Origin of the sequence: Limnobacter sp. UBA7229 (genome assembly GCF_002473065.1) — a bacterium.
GTDB lineage: Bacteria > Pseudomonadota > Gammaproteobacteria > Burkholderiales > Burkholderiaceae_B > Limnobacter > Limnobacter profundi.
This window is the reverse complement of the sequence record NZ_DKTN01000022.1, coordinates 154441-170912: the sequence shown is the minus strand read 5'-3', so window position 1 is coordinate 170912 and position 16472 is coordinate 154441. Positions and strand designations below refer to the sequence as shown.

15 protein-coding genes and 1 pseudogene are annotated in these 16472 nt (G+C 52.1%); 14 read left to right on the top strand and 2 right to left on the bottom strand.

Annotated features, from left to right (window positions below; all coding sequences use genetic code 11):
• Positions 1-39: 39 nt before the first annotated feature.
• Together B4C79_RS12580 and B4C79_RS12575 are read left to right on the top strand one after the other, a co-directional pair.
• On the top strand, positions 40-1377 hold the full coding sequence (locus tag B4C79_RS12580) for an ATP-binding protein (protein ID WP_171098780.1): 1338 nt from the start codon (positions 40-42) through the stop codon (positions 1375-1377).
• Complete coding sequence (locus B4C79_RS12575; protein WP_291739256.1) at positions 1374-1922, top strand: response regulator transcription factor; 549 nt, start codon at positions 1374-1376, stop codon at positions 1920-1922. The genes B4C79_RS12580 and B4C79_RS12575 overlap by 4 nt, the downstream gene beginning before the upstream one ends.
• A gap of 22 nt (positions 1923-1944) precedes the next feature.
• On the opposite strand, the gene B4C79_RS12570 is transcribed toward B4C79_RS12575, so the two are convergent.
• Positions 1945-2427: a DUF1178 family protein gene (locus tag B4C79_RS12570; RefSeq protein WP_240605701.1), complete on the bottom strand. Its 483-nt coding sequence runs from the start codon at positions 2425-2427 to the stop codon at positions 1945-1947.
• A gap of 116 nt (positions 2428-2543) precedes the next feature.
• Between B4C79_RS12570 and B4C79_RS12565 the strand changes: the two genes are divergently transcribed.
• The 9 genes and pseudogenes from B4C79_RS12565 to B4C79_RS12525 all read left to right on the top strand — a co-directional run bounded on the left by B4C79_RS12565 (position 2544) and on the right by B4C79_RS12525 (position 9797).
• On the top strand, positions 2544-2921 hold the full coding sequence (locus tag B4C79_RS12565; RefSeq protein ID WP_105028912.1) for a hypothetical protein: 378 nt from the start codon (positions 2544-2546) through the stop codon (positions 2919-2921).
• 119 nt (positions 2922-3040) lie between these two features.
• Positions 3041-4417 (top strand): sulfite dehydrogenase, encoded by a 1377-nt coding sequence (gene soxC, locus B4C79_RS12560; protein ID WP_291742131.1) that lies wholly within the window; start codon positions 3041-3043, stop codon positions 4415-4417.
• A gap of 11 nt (positions 4418-4428) precedes the next feature.
• Positions 4429-5190 (top strand): annotated as a pseudogene (locus B4C79_RS12555) (c-type cytochrome); the annotation flags it as partial.
• Positions 5191-5273: 83 nt separating this feature from the next.
• On the top strand, positions 5274-5747 hold the full coding sequence (gene soxY / locus B4C79_RS12550) for a thiosulfate oxidation carrier protein SoxY (RefSeq protein WP_105028914.1): 474 nt from the start codon (positions 5274-5276) through the stop codon (positions 5745-5747).
• Positions 5748-5769: 22 nt separating this feature from the next.
• On the top strand, positions 5770-6081 hold the full coding sequence (gene soxZ / locus B4C79_RS12545; protein WP_171098787.1) for a thiosulfate oxidation carrier complex protein SoxZ: 312 nt from the start codon (positions 5770-5772) through the stop codon (positions 6079-6081).
• 37 nt (positions 6082-6118) lie between these two features.
• Entirely contained in the window at positions 6119-6955 is an 837-nt protein-coding gene (gene soxA / locus B4C79_RS12540; RefSeq protein WP_171098789.1) for a sulfur oxidation c-type cytochrome SoxA, read from the top strand.
• 17 nt (positions 6956-6972) lie between these two features.
• Positions 6973-7614 carry a sulfur oxidation c-type cytochrome SoxX gene (soxX, locus tag B4C79_RS12535; RefSeq protein WP_171098792.1) on the top strand — a complete coding sequence of 214 codons (642 nt, stop codon included), beginning with the start codon at positions 6973-6975 and terminating at the stop codon, positions 7612-7614.
• A gap of 6 nt (positions 7615-7620) precedes the next feature.
• Positions 7621-9348 (top strand): thiosulfohydrolase SoxB, encoded by a 1728-nt coding sequence (gene soxB / locus B4C79_RS12530; protein WP_291752085.1) that lies wholly within the window; start codon positions 7621-7623, stop codon positions 9346-9348.
• Positions 9349-9353: 5 nt separating this feature from the next.
• Positions 9354-9797 carry a hypothetical protein gene (locus B4C79_RS12525; protein WP_291739373.1) on the top strand — a complete coding sequence of 148 codons (444 nt, stop codon included), beginning with the start codon at positions 9354-9356 and terminating at the stop codon, positions 9795-9797.
• Positions 9798-9809: 12 nt separating this feature from the next.
• Here the strand turns inward: B4C79_RS12525 and B4C79_RS12520 are convergent, their stop codons facing one another.
• Positions 9810-11207, bottom strand: coding sequence for a response regulator (locus tag B4C79_RS12520; RefSeq protein WP_171098798.1), 1398 nt, complete (start codon positions 11205-11207; stop codon positions 9810-9812).
• A 259-nt stretch (positions 11208-11466) separates the two neighbouring features.
• Here B4C79_RS12520 and B4C79_RS12515 point away from each other — a divergent pair, with 259 nt between their 5' ends.
• From B4C79_RS12515 to B4C79_RS12505, 3 genes are all read left to right on the top strand, one after another.
• Entirely contained in the window at positions 11467-12495 is a 1029-nt protein-coding gene (locus tag B4C79_RS12515; RefSeq protein WP_171098799.1) for a hypothetical protein, read from the top strand.
• A 79-nt stretch (positions 12496-12574) separates the two neighbouring features.
• A complete protein-coding gene (locus B4C79_RS12510; protein WP_291752082.1) occupies positions 12575-13615 on the top strand; it encodes a putative solute-binding protein in 1041 nt (346 codons plus the stop codon).
• 131 nt (positions 13616-13746) lie between these two features.
• On the top strand, positions 13747-16446 hold the full coding sequence (locus B4C79_RS12505) for a TRAP transporter large permease subunit (protein WP_291739374.1): 2700 nt from the start codon (positions 13747-13749) through the stop codon (positions 16444-16446).
• Positions 16447-16472: the final 26 nt, after the last annotated feature.

The window sequence follows — 16472 nt, the reverse complement described above, 5'->3', positions numbered from 1 at the left end:
GCCCGCTTTTTCAGGTTCCCCAGCAGGATTCGTATTTCAATGGCCATTAATTCCGACATTGTTTCCATTCGCCAAGGCGCCAGCGCGTTTGATGAAACAAACGTATTGAATGAAACCGGCCACAAAAACATGTTGCATTTGATTCACCTGCGCTGGTTGGCTGTGGGTGGTCAAATCGCCACTATCTTGGTCGCCACTTGGGGCTTTGGCATACAGTTGCCCCTGTTTAACATGTTGGCCGTGATGGTGTGCCTGATCGCGTTCAATATTGGCAGCCATCTTCGCTGGCACGAAGAACGCGTGGTCAGCAATCGCGAATTGTTTTTGGCCATGCTGGTGGATATCGCCAGCCTGACAGCACAGCTTTATTTCACCGGCGGTATTAACAATCCCTTTGTATTTCTGTTTTTGTTGCAGGTTATTTTAAGTGCGGTGTTGTTGCGTGCAGAATCGACCTGGCTGGTGGTGGCCATTACCACGCTGTGTCTGGCTTTTTTGTCGATCGTCAACAAGCCACTGGTGTGGCCGCTGAACAGCACTTACAAACTTGCCGATTTGTATGCCACAGGCCTGGTCATTTGCTTCGTACTGAACGCGGCTTTGTTGGTTATTTTCATTACACGAATTGGGCGCAACTTGCGCGCTGGTGACGCCGCTTTGGCCAGCCTGCGGCAGCGCGCCGCGGAGGAAGAGCACATTGTGCGAATGGGCCTGTTGGCCAGTGGTGCGGCACATGAACTGGGTACGCCCTTGGCCACCATGTCTGTTGTGTTGGGCGACTGGAAACGCATGCCCCAATTTTCAAAAGACCCAGCCATGCTGGAAGAAATCGAGGAAATTGAAGGGCAACTGCTTCGTTGTAAAAGCATTGTCAGTGGCATTTTATTGTCGGCAGGCGAAACGCGTGGGGAGTCTTCTTCAAAAACCAGCCTGAACGAGTTTTTCGAAAGCCTGGTGGAAGAGTGGGAAAGCAGCCGCCCAGCCCAGTACTTTGAATACACCAACAGCATTGACGAAGAATTCACCGTTGCGTTTGATTCAACTGTGAAGCAAATGGTGTTCAATGTGCTGGACAACGCACTGGAAGTGTCACCGAACTGGTTGCGATTTGAAGTGTCCAAAAATCAGGAACAATTGTTTTTAACCGTCGCCGATCAAGGCCCGGGTTTCAGGGCCGACATTCTTGAACAGGTGGGCACGCCCTACAATTCGAGCAAGGGTCGCCCGGGTGGTGGTCTTGGTTTGTTTCTGGTCATGAATGTGGCGCGCACATTGGGCGGCACACTCACGGTGAACAATCGCAAAGAGGGCGGTGCGGAAGTGGTGATTGCCTTGCCGTTAAATGCCATGATTTTGCAGGAGAACAAATCGCCATGAGCCAAGGTAGCAGTATGGAAAGGCTTTTGTTGCTGGTTGAAGACGACGAGGCATTTGCCCGCGTGTTAAAGCGTTCATTTGAGCGGCGTGATTACAAAGTGCTTCACGCCAGCAGCCAGGAAGAAATGCAAGCGGTACTTTTGAAGCAAACGCCAACCCATGCAGTGGTCGATTTAAAGCTAAGCGGCAATTCTTCAGGCCTGAATTGCGTTCAGGCCCTGCATGCACACAACCCAGCCATGTTGATTGTGGTGTTAACTGGCTTTGCGAGTATTAACACCGCAGTTGAGGCTATTAAACTGGGGGCCTGCCAGTACTTGGCCAAACCCTCGAACACCGACGACATCGAAGCAGCTTTCGGCCATGTGGCGGGTAGCGAACCCGTTGAACTCACCAACCGGACCACTTCGATCAAAAACCTGGAATGGGAACGAATCCACGAGGTCCTGGTGGAAACCGAGTTCAATATTTCGGAAACGGCGCGCCGGCTGGGCATGCACCGACGCACGCTGGCCCGCAAACTCGAAAAGCGCCGCGTGAAATAAGCGGCACTGATGGCCGCTGGGGTCAGTTCAATTCTTCTTCACTGGGCAGCACAGGCAGGGCGATTACTTCAATGCCCTCATCACGCAACTCTTCAAATTCCTCGGGGCTGGCTTGTCCGCGAATGGCGCGAATGGGGGCTTCTTCATAATGAATTTTGCGAGCCTCTTCCGCAAAGCGGTCACCCACGTCTTCCGAGTGATTAATCAAGGCCTGAATGGCCTGGCGGGCCATGACAAAGGCAGTGGCCACATCTACTGAGTTGGGCTTTTGCGCTGCGGGTGCGGCTGGCACATCGGCGCTTTTCGCCTCACCACCTTTGGACCCAACAGGTGCCTTTCCGCCAATGTTGATCCTGGAGGGCACTTTGCGAATGGCAGATGTGCCACACTCGGGGCAGGTCAGCAGTTTTTGTTCGCGTTGGTCATCAAAATCCTCGTTGGATCGAAACCAGCCTTCGAAGCGGTGGGAGTATTCACACTCCAGGTCGTAAATAATAATTGCCACAATGTTTGAATCTGTCTCTGAATTTGGTTATTTTACAGTGGAATGGTTTGCCTACCGCTGAATTCGAATCTCTTCTAGAATTCGATCAACAACAATCAAGGCCCAAAGAGGTTTGTATGTCCCGAAAAAAGTCACTTGAACCGCATTTGCGAGGCATCGTTGACTTGGTATCTGCCACGCTTGACGAAGGCACGCGTCAGGTTGAGGGTGTGCATCGCCGAATTGCAGACATTCCGTTTTCAGTGTTGAAGAAGATTCGTCCAATTGCGCCAATTTCATCGGCTGTGCACATGGTGGAGAAGAAAATTACCCACTCAGCCTACGACACGGTGCGCCTTGTGGCCAAAGTGGGTGCACAGGCTGTACACAATGTGTTGCCCACAGACCCCAGCAGCCAGGGCATCTCCAAACCCGACTACAAAATCGACCATGACAGCCTGAGAAAGCGGAAAACTGAGCAAAAGGCCGGGCAAAAGACTAAGAAGAAACCCTAGCGTCAAACTGCTTGCACAAGTGAAGTTTAGAGCGTAAATTCTAGATATGAGCATATGCGCATATAAATATTAAGTGCGATGCGCAATGTGGCAACAATGATCATATCCAGGAGACATTTGTGTCGTTTGACATTCCTTCAGGCACTCCGTTGGGCCAAATTCGACGAGCCCCGGAAAATTTTGTCAGTCGCGGTGACATTGCTTTCGTCAACCGTGCCAGCGACACAGACCGCCGTGGTTTTTTCAAGAAAGCATTTGCCGCAGCGGTGGCCAGCAGTGCAGCAGGTGCTATGGTGGTCTCGCCCCGGTTTGCCATGGCAGCGCAGGGCGACCCGGCCATTCTGAATTTGCCTGAACACAGCAAAGGGTTGGGGCAACCCGTGGCCACCATGCCTTATGGCATGCCTTCGCAGTATGAGAAGAACCTGCAACGCCGTGAGTCTCCGGGCCTGACCCGTGTGGGTGGCTCCTCTGTTTCATTTTGCCCCTTGCAGGGCTTGTTCGGAATCATTACGCCATCAGGGCTTCATTTTGAGCGTCACCACCAAGGTTGGTGGGACATCGACCCCACCCAGCACCGCTTGATGATCAACGGCTTGGTGAAAAGGCAAATGGTGTTCACGGTGGATGAACTCATGCGCATGGAATCGGTTTCCCGGGTTCATTTCATTGAGTGCGGCGCCAATTCGGGTATGGAATGGGCCAATGTTGCAGTGCCCACCGTTCAGTACACGCACGGCATGTTGAGTTGCTCCGAATTCACAGGTGTGCCGCTGATCAAGGTGCTGGAATACTGTGGTGTGGATCTGAAGAAGGGACGCTTCATTTTGGCCGAAGGTGCCGATGGTTCCTCCATGACCCGCACCATTCCCATGGAGTTGGTTGAAAGTGGTGAAGTGTTGCTGGCCTATGGCCAAAATGGAGAAATGCTGCGCCCCGAAAACGGCTACCCCCTGCGTTTGGTCGTACCGGGCGTGCAAGGCGTAAGCTGGGTGAAGTACTTGCGCCGCATTGAAGTGGGTGACAAACCTTATGGCACCAAAGACGAGGCCATTCACTATGTTGATTTGATGCCAGATGGCACGCATCGCCAGTACACCTCGATTCAGGAATGCAAATCGGTAATCACCACGCCTTCCGGTGGTCAACAGTTACTCGGCCCTGGCTTCTACAACATCACGGGGCTGGCCTGGAGCGGCCGGGGAAAAATTACAGCGGTTGATGTTTCAACTGACGGCGGGAAAAGCTGGAAAACAGCCAAATTGCAAGGCCCGGTTCATGACAAATCGCTGACCCGTTTCAACCTGCCTTGGGTGTGGGACGGCAAAGGTGAGGTCTTGTTGCAAAGCAGGGCAGTGGACAGCACCGGTTATGTTCAGCCCAGCTACCGAACTCTTCGCGAAAAACGCGATGACAAAAGCATTTACCACAACAACGCAATTCAAAGTTGGCGCGTGGATGCCGCTGGTGAAGTGCACAACGTGCATGTGGGGTGAAAATGAACAAAATGGAGAACAGGACCAAATTAGTCGGCCTGCTCAGCCATGCTGCGGTGGCTGTGTTGCTGTGTTCGCTGCTTTGGAAAACAGGAGCTGCCCAGGCGTTTGACGGTTTGGGGCGTGTGGCCACTCCCGATGAAGTCAAAGCCTGGGACATTGATGTTCGCCCTGATTTTGTCGGTTTGCCCAAAGGCAGCGGCAGTGTGGCCAAGGGCATGGAAGTGTGGGATGCGCAATGCGCCTCTTGCCACGGCGTGTTTGGCGAAAGCAATGAAATCTTTACACCAATTGTGGGTGGTACCACAGCGGAAGATATTAAAAAGGGTCGTGTGCAATCATTGAAAGATGGTTCGGCCCCACAGCGAACCACCTTGATGAAAGTCCCAACCTTGTCCACCTTGTGGGATTACATCAATCGCGCAATGCCATGGACTGCGCCGAAAAGCCTGAGCACTGAGGAAGTGTATGCGGTGACAGCCTATATTTTGAATATGGGTGGTGTGGTGGGCGACGACTTTGTGCTGAGCGACCAAAACATGACGCAAACCCAAGCCAAATTGCCGAATCGAAATGGCATGCAAACCAACCATGGCATGTGGTTGCCCTCGGGTAAACCCGATGTGAAAGAGCCGCGTTGCATGTCAAACTGCAAACCTGACGCGAAAGTCATTTCTTTTTTGCCCGATTACGCACGTGATGCACATGGCAATCTACAGGACCAGAACCGTTTGGTGGGACCTGTTCGGGGTGTGTCGACTTTGTCACAGGCCCACAACAAATCCGCAGTGAACAATGAAGTGACGGGGCGGGTCCAAGAGAAGTGATTCACGAAATTTTTAGGAGGAATTAGTCAATGAACCAAAACAGACGCACCGTGCTGAAGGCCTCTTCAGGCCTGACAGTGCTGGGCTTGGCAGTTGCTGCCGGATTGATCAAACCAAACGAGGTATTTGCAGCGGCCGGTTATCCCGAGAAAGCATTCGGTGCAAAGTCGTTGGACGAGCTGATGAAAGCACTGGGTGCAGGTATGCCCACTGAGAGTAAAGACATCACAGTGATTGCACCTGATATCGCCGAAAACGGTGCGGTGGTGCCAGTGGGTGCCGACAGCAAGCTGAAAAACACCACAGAAGTGGCTTTGCTGGTGGCAAACAATCCCTCCATGTTGTCTGCTCAATTCATGATTCCTGCTGGCACAGATGCCAAGGTGAATACACGCGTAAAAATGGGTAAGTCAAGCGATGTGTATGCGCTCGTGAAGGCCGATGGCAAGTATTACTTTGCCAAGAAAGAGGTCAAGGTGACCCTCGGTGGTTGTGGCGGTTAATTAAAAAATTCAGGAGAAAAACATGGGTGATCCAATGAAAATTCGCGCCAAAGCCAGTGGCGACGAAGTGGAAGTGAAAGTGTTGATGGCGCATGAAATGGAAACCGGCCAGCGCAAAGCCTCCGATGGCAGCCTTGTGCCCGCATGGTTTATTCAAAACGTCACGGCCAAGTGCAATGACAAAGTGGTTTTGATGGCCAATTGGGGCCCAGCGGTGTCCAAGAATCCCTTCCTGTCCTTTTCTTTCAAAGGCGGCAAAGTGGGTGACACAGTCGAAATCACATGGACTGACAACAAGGGTGATTCCCGAACTGACAAAACCAAAGTGGCGTAATCTCCAATTAATTCATAACCATAAAAAGGGGTGTGAGATGAGGCAAACAGCAAAAACAGCGGCCAAGCTAGCCGTTGTGGCCTTTGTGGGCGCCGGAGCAATGGCTTCCTTCACCATGAGTGCGTACGCTCAAAAAACCACCGAGCAAGGTATTCAGGAATACCGCGACATGCTGGCCGATGGTAATCCGGCAGAGTTGGTTGAACTGCGCGGCGAAGACCTTTGGAGTAAGCCGCAAGGCCCTAAAAATGCATCACTTGAGCAATGTGATATGGGTGCAGGGCCTGGCAAGTTAGAGGGTGTTGCCGCCACAATGCCACGTTTTTTCGGTGATGCGGGCAAAGTGATGGATGTTGAAACTCGCCTGGTGCATTGCATGGTGACTTTGCAAGGTCGCGATGTTGCAGAGGTTACCAAGAAGCCATACTCGGGCGCAGGTGAAAAGCCCACTGAGCTCGAGTCGCTGGTGGCGTATATCTACGCGCAATCGCGTGGTGCTGCCATCAAGGTTCCTCAAGGCCATCCCGAGGAGAAGGCATCGCGCGCCCGTGGCGAGAAAATTTTCTTCTACCGTGCCGGCCCCTACGATTTTTCATGTGCAAGTTGCCACGCAAGCGATGACCAGCGCATTCGCCTGCAAGGCTTACCGAACCTGACCAAACCCGAACCTGCACAAGCCGCATTCGCCGCCTGGCCGGCCTACCGGGTGTCGCAGGGCGCGGTTCGTTCCATGCAATGGCGCATGTACGATTGTTTCCGTCAGCAACGTTTCCCCGAGTTGAAGTATGGCTCGCAAGCGTCGATCGACCTGATTACCTTCCTGGGTGTGAAAGCCGAGGGCGGTACCATGCAGGCCACTTCGCTTAAGCGCTAACAACAAGGAGAACAAACATGCTTCGTACAATCAAATATTCAACTGGGCTGTTACTGGTCGCTATGTTGGCAGCGTGCGCAAATACAGACAGCCAATCTGTCGTGGCCGAGCCAAGCAATGAAGAGATCCACCAGCTCATGTTGTCATCGTTCAAGGAGAAGGGCATCGCCAAACTTGAACGCGTGAACCAAACCGAGCTTCAAAAAGCGTGCTCTTTGGCGGAGACAGCACCTGGCGGTTTGCCTGATGCGAAACGCACCGAGCTGCAAAATGCCGCCTTGTCTGCGGTGAAGTATCCAGCCGATGGCAAATTTCTGGGTGACTGGAAAGCAGGCGAAAAAATTGCTCAAACCGGCGTGGGTTTCCAGTTTTCGGACAAGGAAGGCACTGCTGCGGGCGGCAACTGTTACGCCTGTCATCAACTGGCACCGCAAGAATTGTCGTATGGCAACATTGGTCCTTCCTTGTACCAGTACGGCAAGCTGCGCGGCAATTCTGAAGAAATCATGAAGTACACCTGGGCCAAAATCTGGAACTCGCATGCCTACAACGCATGTTCCAACATGCCACGTTTTGGGGCCGAGGGCATTTTGACTGAAACCCAGTTGAAAGATGTGATGGCCCTGTTGATGGCACCAGAATCACCGGTCAACAAGTAAATACCTATGCAGATGAATCGACGCGAATTCATGGGCATGTTGGCGGCCGCCTCGGCTGCTGGTATGGCGATCAACTCACCCCATGTGCTGGCTGGTGGTCACGGTGAAAAACTGTACGACCTGAAACCTTTTGGCAATGCCAGCTTGCTGCACATGACCGATTGCCATGCCCAACTGGTGCCGATTTATTTTCGAGAGCCCAATGTGAATTTGGGCGTGGCTGCCGCATTTGGAAAAGCACCCCATTTGGTGGGCGAATCGCTGCTGAAAGCCTTCAACATCAAACCCGGTTCAGCACAGGCACATGCATTCACCTATCTGAATTTTGAAGAGGCTGCGAAGCACTACGGCAAGGTGGGCGGATTCGCGCATTTGTCAACTTTGGTCAAAATGATGAGGTCCAACCGGCCCGGTGCGCTGTTGCTTGATGGCGGCGACACCTGGCAAGGCTCGGCCACCAGCTTGTGGACCAATGCGCAAGACATGGTCGATGCTGCAAAAATGTTGGGCGTGGATGTGATGACTTTGCACTGGGAATGCACTTACGGTTCAGATCGAATTCTTGAAGTGGCTGAAAAGGATTTCAAAGGCAAAATCGACATCATTGCGCAGAACATCAAAACCGCCGATTTTGGCGACCCCGTGTTTCCCAGCCATGTGATGAAAACAATCAATGGTTGCAAGGTTGCAATCATTGGCCAGGCGTTTCCTTACAGCCCAATTGCCAATCCGCGTTACTTTGTGAAGGATTGGTCTTATGGCATCCAGGAAGAAAGCATGCAGGAAGTGGTGAATGAAGTGCGTGCCAAAGGCGCGCAAGCAGTGGTTCTGCTTTCACACAACGGCATGGATGTTGACCTGAAAATGGCAAGCCGCGTCACCGGCATCGATTTTATTCTGGGTGGCCACACACACGATGGTGTACCCAATGCCATTCCTGTGAAAAATTCGTCGGGTACCACCTACGTGACCAACGCGGGCAGCAACAGCAAGTTTTTGGGTGTGCTCGACATGGATATTCAAGGTGGCAAGTTGCGGGATTTCAAATACCGTTTGTTGCCCGTGTTTTCGAACATGCTGCCAGCCGATCCCAACATGGATGCCTTTGTGCGCAATGTGCGCAAACCCTATATCGAAAAGCTGAGCGAACCCCTGGCCGTGAGCGAAGGCTTGCTGTACCGCCGTGGCAATTTCAATGGCAGTTGGGATCAATTGATTATTGATGCCTTGATTGAAGTGAAAGACGCTGAAATTGCGTTTTCTCCTGGTTTCCGTTGGGGTACTTCCTTGCTGCCCGGCCAAACCATCACGCGCGAACACCTGATGGATCAAACCGCAATTACTTATCCCAACACCACGCTCACGCAGATGAAAGGCGAGTTCATCAAAACAGTGCTTGAGGATGTGTGTGACAACCTGTTCAACCCCGACCCGTATTATCAGCAGGGTGGTGACATGGTGCGTGTGGGTGGTTTGACCTACACCTGCAACCCCAACGGCGAAGCTGGTCAGCGTATTTCAGACATGCGCTTGAACGGCAAACCCATTGAGGCCTCGAAAACTTACAAGGTGGCGGGTTGGGCCCCTGTGGCTGAGGAAGCCCGCAACAACGGCGAACCGCCAATTTGGGACGTGGTAGAAACGTACCTGAAAGACCAGAAAACAGTGGCCACCAAAGTGCCTTACACACCCAAATTGATCGGAATGAACGACAACCCAGGATTTGTGGTCTAAATTGCATGAAAGCAATTTGGCTGTTTGTGTTGTTTGCCTGGTTTTCACCCGCGTTTGGCGCGGGTGGCGGTACTCTTTCTTTTCCATCGAATCTTCAGCACGGGCAGGTACCCGCCGTGGTGATTTTGTTTTCTTTGCCCGATTGTGCTTACTGCGAAAAAGTCAGACAACAATCGCTTCTTCACATTCACGCCGATCCTGGTTACAAGGGTAGGGTGGCAGTTTACGAAATTGATTTTTCCGACAACAAACGCAGTTTTACCTGGTTTGACGGCAACAGGTATACCGGCAAATCTCTGGCTGGTCCGTTAAATGTGAAGTTTTCACCCACAGTCATGGTGTTCAATGCCAAAGGTATTGCGGCTGGAAAGCCCTTGTTGGGCGCCAGTTTGCCCGAGTTTTATGGCGCTTATCTGGATGAATTGATCAAGTCTGCCTGGGCCTTGTAGTTGGCCGTGTTTTCAGTCGCTGGCGGTGCCTTGGTTGCTTTTGAAATCCGAAATCGCTGCACGAATTCTGTCCAGCATGGCCTTGGAGGGCTTGTGCTTGGTAATTTGGCTGGCCAACTCATATCCCCTGGTGTCCATGTTTACAGCAAAACAAAGCTCCAGCAGGCTGGTCAATGTTTCGGGTTCAAGCGTGGGCAGTACATCTGAATTACTCTCGAAAAACGCGGTCAGTTTGTCACTGGCTTTCACCCCTCGTCCATCGGCGATGTCTTTTTGTATCGCCATCATGGCGCGTGCCAGGTCGAGCTCGGCAGAGTTCACGGTGCTGCGCATTTTTGCAGTCAATTTTTCAGCTTCTTCATGTCGACCTTCTTTCACATAAATTTTCGACAGCTGAAGGTAGTCGTGAATTTGCGAAAGTGAGGTGTTTCGAGATCGGTCAATTACTTTCGTCAGGTAGTTCTTTGATCGTGTATTGTCGCCAATCCGAACAGCCAGGTCGGCCAGCTTGCGCAAGCGGGTTGTCGATGACAGTGATTTCGCACCCATTTTCTCGAGAATGTCCAATGCATCGGCAGGGCGGTTTTGTTCCCAAAGCACGTCGGCAAACAGGTCGCTTGCTGCCAGGTATTCCGGGTTTGTTTTCACCACTTCACTGAGCAGTTCATTGGCCTCTTCAAACTGTTTTTTCTCAAGATTCACCCTGGCCAGCAACAACTGCATCCAAGGCTTGGGGGCTTTCTCAAGTTTGGCGAGCAATTCCTGCTCGGTTTTCTCATACTGTGCAGACCTGTAGAACGACTCAACACGCATGCGTTCAAGTTCATTCAGGTACTGGGGAAACCGGGATTCCAGATCTTCGCAAATGCCCGGTACTTCCTGAAAGCGTTCCTCGAACATTGAACGGTAGGCTTCAGCCAGGCGAATCTTCCGGTTGAATATTCGAACCACACGGTCTGACAGCGTCGATGCCGTGAAAGGTTTGATCAGGTAATCGTCAGGCTCAAACTCGGCCACTGCGACAACATTGCCATAACTTCGCTCACCGGTCACCATCATGAATGCGGTGGACCAGGCCAGTTTTTTGTTCACCCGCAAGTCTTCCAGCAATTGTTGGCCGTTGCGGTCGCCTTCAAGCTGATATTCGCAAACAATCAGCGCGAATTCTCGAGAACTCAAATGTTGTTCAACTTCAGAAACCGAGCTGGCGAAAATAACTGACTTGGCACCCAATTGCGAAAGTTGATCCTGAAGCGCGCGGCGAGTAGCCAACGCAGAATCGACCACCAGTGCAGTTTTGCCCTTCAGCGGCGTCATGTCCTTCACGGCCTGCTTCATCTGCTCAGGCTTGCCTGTGTTGTCCTTTGCAGCGGTGTCGGGATTGTCTGCCGGTAGGTCAATCTGCATCATGAATTTCGAGAGGGCAACATGGAGATACTTTATTCTCCGCGCTTTTTAACAATTTATTGCCTTCAATTGCGGGGTGTTTTGGCATCTTTCTTTGGGTTTGCCGGGTTAAATAGAATGACGCTTCTATTAACAACTGTTTACTTTCCCTTGGATGGGTGAATATTTCATGGTTTAATAACGTGCGCAAACCTTGTTACTCAAAGGTCAAATCCAAATATTGACCAGACAAGGTATAAAAGAAAAATCAACGGAGACATCAATGATCAAAGCTGGCGTATGGCGTTTATTGGCCATTTCGGGAGTGGTTGCATTTGCGGCAGGTTGCGCAAGCGTTGAGCGGGGTGCCACAAACCTCGCGATTAACCTGATTGAACGCCGAATTATTCCTCCTCAGCTTGAAATCGACGATGTCGACATGGCCTGTCGTTTTGCCACAGGCAATTTTCCTCTAATCTCAGGTGGTACCCGCGCGTTTGGTGGCGACCCCCAACTGCTTGAATCCCTGTTGCTGGTTTCCTCTGCCGCCTGTTCCGAACAGCGCGCCGTGGAAGAAGAGCTGCGCTACCTGCGTGCCTCCAAGCAAAACAACATTGAAGAAGCCCAAGACGCCCGTATCGGTCAAAAGCGCTTGCTGGAAATTACGGCCCGCCGTCAGCTGCGCGCGTTTGAAGCCATGCGCAACAAGCTTGAAGACAAATACAACTTCGAGTACGGCGAGGGTTGCCCCGAGTTTGAACGAGATTTCGACGAACTGACCTACCTGCTAGGCACCGTGGCTGGCCTGCAAGCCGTGGTAAACGACATTGCTTCCCAGCAAATGGTAGGTGTACCCACCGACATCGCACCGAAATCCGAACGCGCGCTCACCTGCATATCGAATGCCAAATGGTGGGGTGCTCCCAATGCAGCGCGTGCTGTGGTGTGGAGTATTTTGCCGGGTGCCTCTGAAGGCAAAGACGTGTGGGGTACATTCCGCCTGTCCATGCTGATTGGCGAGCGTCAGGGTGTTCGCCTTTCTCACGTGATGTACGGTTTGTCCTCGCTGGCAGTGGGCGACACCACCCGTTTCCGCGACTCGACCAAGCGGTTTGCCAATGTCAAAGATTTCAAACCAAGCGAACAATACGCATTGGTTGAAGGTATTTCCGTTGCTGTGATGACCAACCTTTCCGACCGTTACTGGACAGAAAATGTAGGTACTCGCACCCCAGTGGGCAGCATGGGAAAGTATTGGGATGAAGAAGCCGCGATGCCTGCTGGCATGAACGTGGACGACTTGTTGAACTAAGTTTTTGCTCACAGCAAGCCTTGACAGCACTCTAGCAGCTGGTACAAGGCGCAGAAACACAATTTTGGGAGACCAGACAATGACATTTAAAATGAAAGCAATCACAGCAGGCTTCGGCTTGGCTCTGATGGCGTCCGCATCACCGGCTTTGGCCAAACAGAAAGTATGCGTGTTCGACATTCTGGGCGCGGGCGGTGATGTGTTCAACCTGAGCAAAGACTACGTTCTCGCCGCCAAGGGCTTTGGTGCCGACCTGGAGCTTGAAGCGTTCACTGATGAAAAAATCGCCTCGGAAAACTTCAAGACCGGCCAGTGCGACATGCTTGTGGCCACCTCTTTCCGCACACGTGCCTACAATTCAGTTGCCGGTTCAATCGACGCCTTGGGTGCTGCTTCCGTGGTGAAAGACGGCAAAGTGGACATGCCTTTGAGTTATGAAGTTGTCAAGCGCACCATTCAACTGTTCGCTACTGAGAAAGCAGACGCGCTAATGACGCAAGGCAACTATCAGGTGGCGGGTATTTTCCCGTTTGGCGCTGCTTACTTGTATGTGAAAAGCCGCGACATCAACTCAGTTGAAAAACTGGCTGGCAAGAAGATTGCCTCGTTTGATTACGACTCAGCCCAAAAGGAAATGATTTCCAAAGTGGGCGCCTCACCCGTGTCGGCTGACATTTCCAACTTTGGTGCCAAGTTCAATAACGGCTCTGTTGACATTATTGCTGCGCCTGCTGCTGCCTACAAACCTTTGGAACTCTACAAGGGCTTGGGTAACGCAGGGGCTATTGTTCGCTTCCCGGTTGCTGTTCTTACTTACCAATTGATCGTGAACAAGAGCAAGTTCCCTGAAGGCTTCGCACAAAAATCACGTGACTACTGGTCCAAGAAATTCCCGGCCGGCATGCAAATCATTACCAATGCTGAAAAGGGCATCCCCAATGGTGCATGGATGGATATTCCTGCCGCCGACTCTGTGAAATACACCATCTTGTTGCGCGAATCCCGTATCAGTCTCGCCAAGAGCGGATCTTACGACCCCAAGGCTTTGAACATCATGAAACAGATTCGTTGTGGTGTGAACCGTGCCGACTCTGAGTGTTCTACAAAAACTGAGCTGTAACAGAATTTGGCGGGGCTTATTCCCGCCAGTTTGCCTTTGCAGTAAAGGGGCTTGCCGTTGCCCCTTTTTTATTATCTTAAATAGCTAATTAGATCAGTCAATCAGTCGATTGACGCTGATAAGGATCCGTTATGCAGAGTTCCGCCGGCAAAAAATGGTTTGGTCGCACGCCATCCGAATGGCTGTCCAGCCTCCCGATTTTCTCACTGCTGTTACTTACCCTGATTATTGGTACCGGCGAAATGGTGCATGGCCAGCTCTTGCGGCTAGGCGAGCGCATGTTTGGCGATCCCGAAAACCAGGTTCAATACTTCCTGTTGCGTGCCGATCCTTCAGCACCCACCTGTGAAGCCAACCCCGACATTGATGCACTGGTAGCCAAACAGCTTGCCGATGCTGAAAGCGCGCCCAAGTCCGATCTCGATTTGTTGTTTGGTGATGTTGCAATTGATCCGAACGAAATCCGTGCCTCGCTGGAGGCTGCGCGCGACCAGTGTCGCGAGCGCTTCGCCGTGTACGAACGGGTCAGCAAAGCGATTACTCCCGAAGTGGAGGCATTCCGCGAGGTCGAAACCGGTTTCTTTGGTATTTTCAAGTTTGGTACAGAGAATCGCCCATTGATTTTGTTGATCATGGTCGCGATTGCCGCCATTTCAACCACCAAGCATTTTCATCACATCAGCCTGCGTCCACCCCGCACCAAGAAAGACTTTCAGGTCTATTCATTGGCGATGTTGGGTGCCAACTTGCTGATGACGATTTCGGCCAGCTACTACCTGAAACTTCAATACGATTCGGGCGTGGCGGTTGAAAATCCGCTGATCAGCATTATTGCGATTGCCCTGTTTGCAGCACTGTCCTTCATCAGTTTGAAAGACGTGCTGAAAATTCCCGCACAAGCCGAGGAGGGCGGAAGTTACGGCATGGGTCTGTTGAGCATCCCGTTGTATGCGTTCATGGCCTTGAATGCGGGTATCAACTTCTTCATGGACGATTACGTCGCAGGTTTGGCAATTTACTTTGGCCAAATCACCGAATTGTCGAGCATTTTCCTGAACCTGGCCTTGTACCTGTGGGCAGGTATGTTGCTCAAGCAAACCCGCGTGGTTTCCCTGTTCATGGACATTCTGCGTCCATGGAAATTACCGCCTGAGGTGTTTACCTACATTGTGTTGCTGGCTGCTGCTGTGCCCACAGCCTACACAGGTGCCTCTGGTGTGTTCGTGATCGCGGCTGGTGCCATTGTGTACCGTGAGGTACTGGCCGTTGGCGCACGGCGCCACTTTGCATTGGCCGCTACCGCCATGTCGGGTTCACTGGGTGTGGTGCTTCGCCCTTGTCTGCTCATCGTGGTTATTGCGGCCTTGAACAAAGAAGTTACTACCAGCGAATTGTATGGCTGGGGTTTATTCGTATTCATCCTGACCTCTACGATTTTCATGATTATCGCGCTGCTGAAAGCAGAAGGGCGTGTGACAGAGCGTGCAAAGGCCAAAGAGGCCCTGCCGCAGTCGCTTCGCGCCTTGGTGCCAGTTTCGCCTTACATCTTGATCATGTTGTTGGTGGTTTACGGCTATGAGTACCTGCTGGATACCAAGCTGGACGAATTTACTGCACCAGTGATGTTGCCCGTGATCATGTTGTTCGTGATTATTTTCGACAAGTTGCGTGGTGGCCCCACCAAAGTAGGTGGCGATACACAGGCAGACAAGAAAAAGAACGAAGGCCTGGAAATGGCGGTACGTAGTGCCACCACAGAAACAATTGGCCACATCGGTGCGCTGATCATGTTGATGGCCTTGTCCATTAGCGTGGGTGGCATGATCGAACGCTCTGGTCTGATGAGCATTGTGCCAGCTGAAATGGGCAGTATCTGGATGGCGCTGACTATCTTCATGTTCATGATGGTATTCATCGGCATGGTCATGGACCCGTTTGGTGCGGTTATTCTCGTGTCGGCCACCGTGGCGCCAATTGCCTACAGCAACGGTATTCACCCAGTCCACTTCTGGATGATTGTGATCACCGCGTTTGAGTTGGGTTATCTCTCGCCGCCAGTGGCGCTGAACCAGTTGCTTGCAAGGCAGGTAGTGGGTGAAGCTGAAATGGACAAGGCAGCTGAAGACACCAAGCACAAGCCCTTCTACTATCGCTACGAGCGCTGGTTGCTGCCTGTGTATACGCTGTTCATTGGTTTGTTGATTGTGACTTACGGTGGTCAGGCATTGATCAACAATGCCGACAACTTGAAGCCAGTCAGCCATTTCCTCGGTCTGGACCAGTTGCGCCCGGCAGTGCTGGATCAATCGCCTACACCGGCTGTGGAACCAGCACCGGCTGCTGAACCTGTTGCAGATCCAGCAGCAGCCATGGACCCAGCAGCAGATACCATGCTTGATCCGGCTGCGCCCGCCGCAGACGACTTGCTGGGGGGGGAAACAGCTGCTGCACCCGCAGCACCTGTTGCAGCACCTGCAGGCCCAAGCCCTGCCCAGCTTCAGGTTGAGGTAACCGAGGTGGTCAGCAATTGGGCCGCAGCCTGGAGTGCACGCGATGTGGAGGGCTACCTCAGCTTCTACTCGGCCAACTTCGAGTTGCCTGGCGCGCAAAGCCGGGCACAATGGGAAAGCCAGCGCCGTGCCCGAATCGCAAGCAAGGCAAGTATTGAGGTCGATATCAGCAACCTGAATGTTCAAATCAATGGCGAAGAAGCCACTGCCGAGTTTGACCAGGCCTACAAAGCCGACAAGTACTCGGACAATGTTCGCAAAACATTGCGTTTGAAGAAAGAAGACGGCCGCTGGAAAATTGTGACCGAGCAAGCCAGCTGAACAAGCCAGCGTGTGAATGAAAAAGC

Bases quoted from the DNA above. Each gene is read 5' to 3' on its own strand.
- soxZ (WP_171098787.1), top strand. From the start codon at position 5,770: ATGGGTGATCCAATGAAAATTCGCGCCAAAGCCAGTGGCGACGAAGTG.
- B4C79_RS12565 (WP_105028912.1), top strand. From the start codon at position 2,544: ATGTCCCGAAAAAAGTCACTTGAACCGCATTTGCGAGGCATCGTTGAC.
- soxY (WP_105028914.1), top strand. From the start codon at position 5,274: ATGAACCAAAACAGACGCACCGTGCTGAAGGCCTCTTCAGGCCTGACA.
- soxA (WP_171098789.1), top strand. From the start codon at position 6,119: ATGAGGCAAACAGCAAAAACAGCGGCCAAGCTAGCCGTTGTGGCCTTT.
- B4C79_RS12580 (WP_171098780.1), top strand. From the start codon at position 40: ATGGCCATTAATTCCGACATTGTTTCCATTCGCCAAGGCGCCAGCGCG.
- B4C79_RS12505 (WP_291739374.1), top strand. From the start codon at position 13,747: ATGCAGAGTTCCGCCGGCAAAAAATGGTTTGGTCGCACGCCATCCGAA.
- B4C79_RS12515 (WP_171098799.1), top strand. From the start codon at position 11,467: ATGATCAAAGCTGGCGTATGGCGTTTATTGGCCATTTCGGGAGTGGTT.
- soxX (WP_171098792.1), top strand. From the start codon at position 6,973: ATGCTTCGTACAATCAAATATTCAACTGGGCTGTTACTGGTCGCTATG.
- B4C79_RS12520 (WP_171098798.1), bottom strand. From the start codon at position 11,207: ATGATGCAGATTGACCTACCGGCAGACAATCCCGACACCGCTGCAAAG.
- B4C79_RS12510 (WP_291752082.1), top strand. From the start codon at position 12,575: ATGACATTTAAAATGAAAGCAATCACAGCAGGCTTCGGCTTGGCTCTG.
- B4C79_RS12525 (WP_291739373.1), top strand. From the start codon at position 9,354: ATGAAAGCAATTTGGCTGTTTGTGTTGTTTGCCTGGTTTTCACCCGCG.
- B4C79_RS12575 (WP_291739256.1), top strand. From the start codon at position 1,374: ATGAGCCAAGGTAGCAGTATGGAAAGGCTTTTGTTGCTGGTTGAAGAC.
- soxB (WP_291752085.1), top strand. From the start codon at position 7,621: ATGCAGATGAATCGACGCGAATTCATGGGCATGTTGGCGGCCGCCTCG.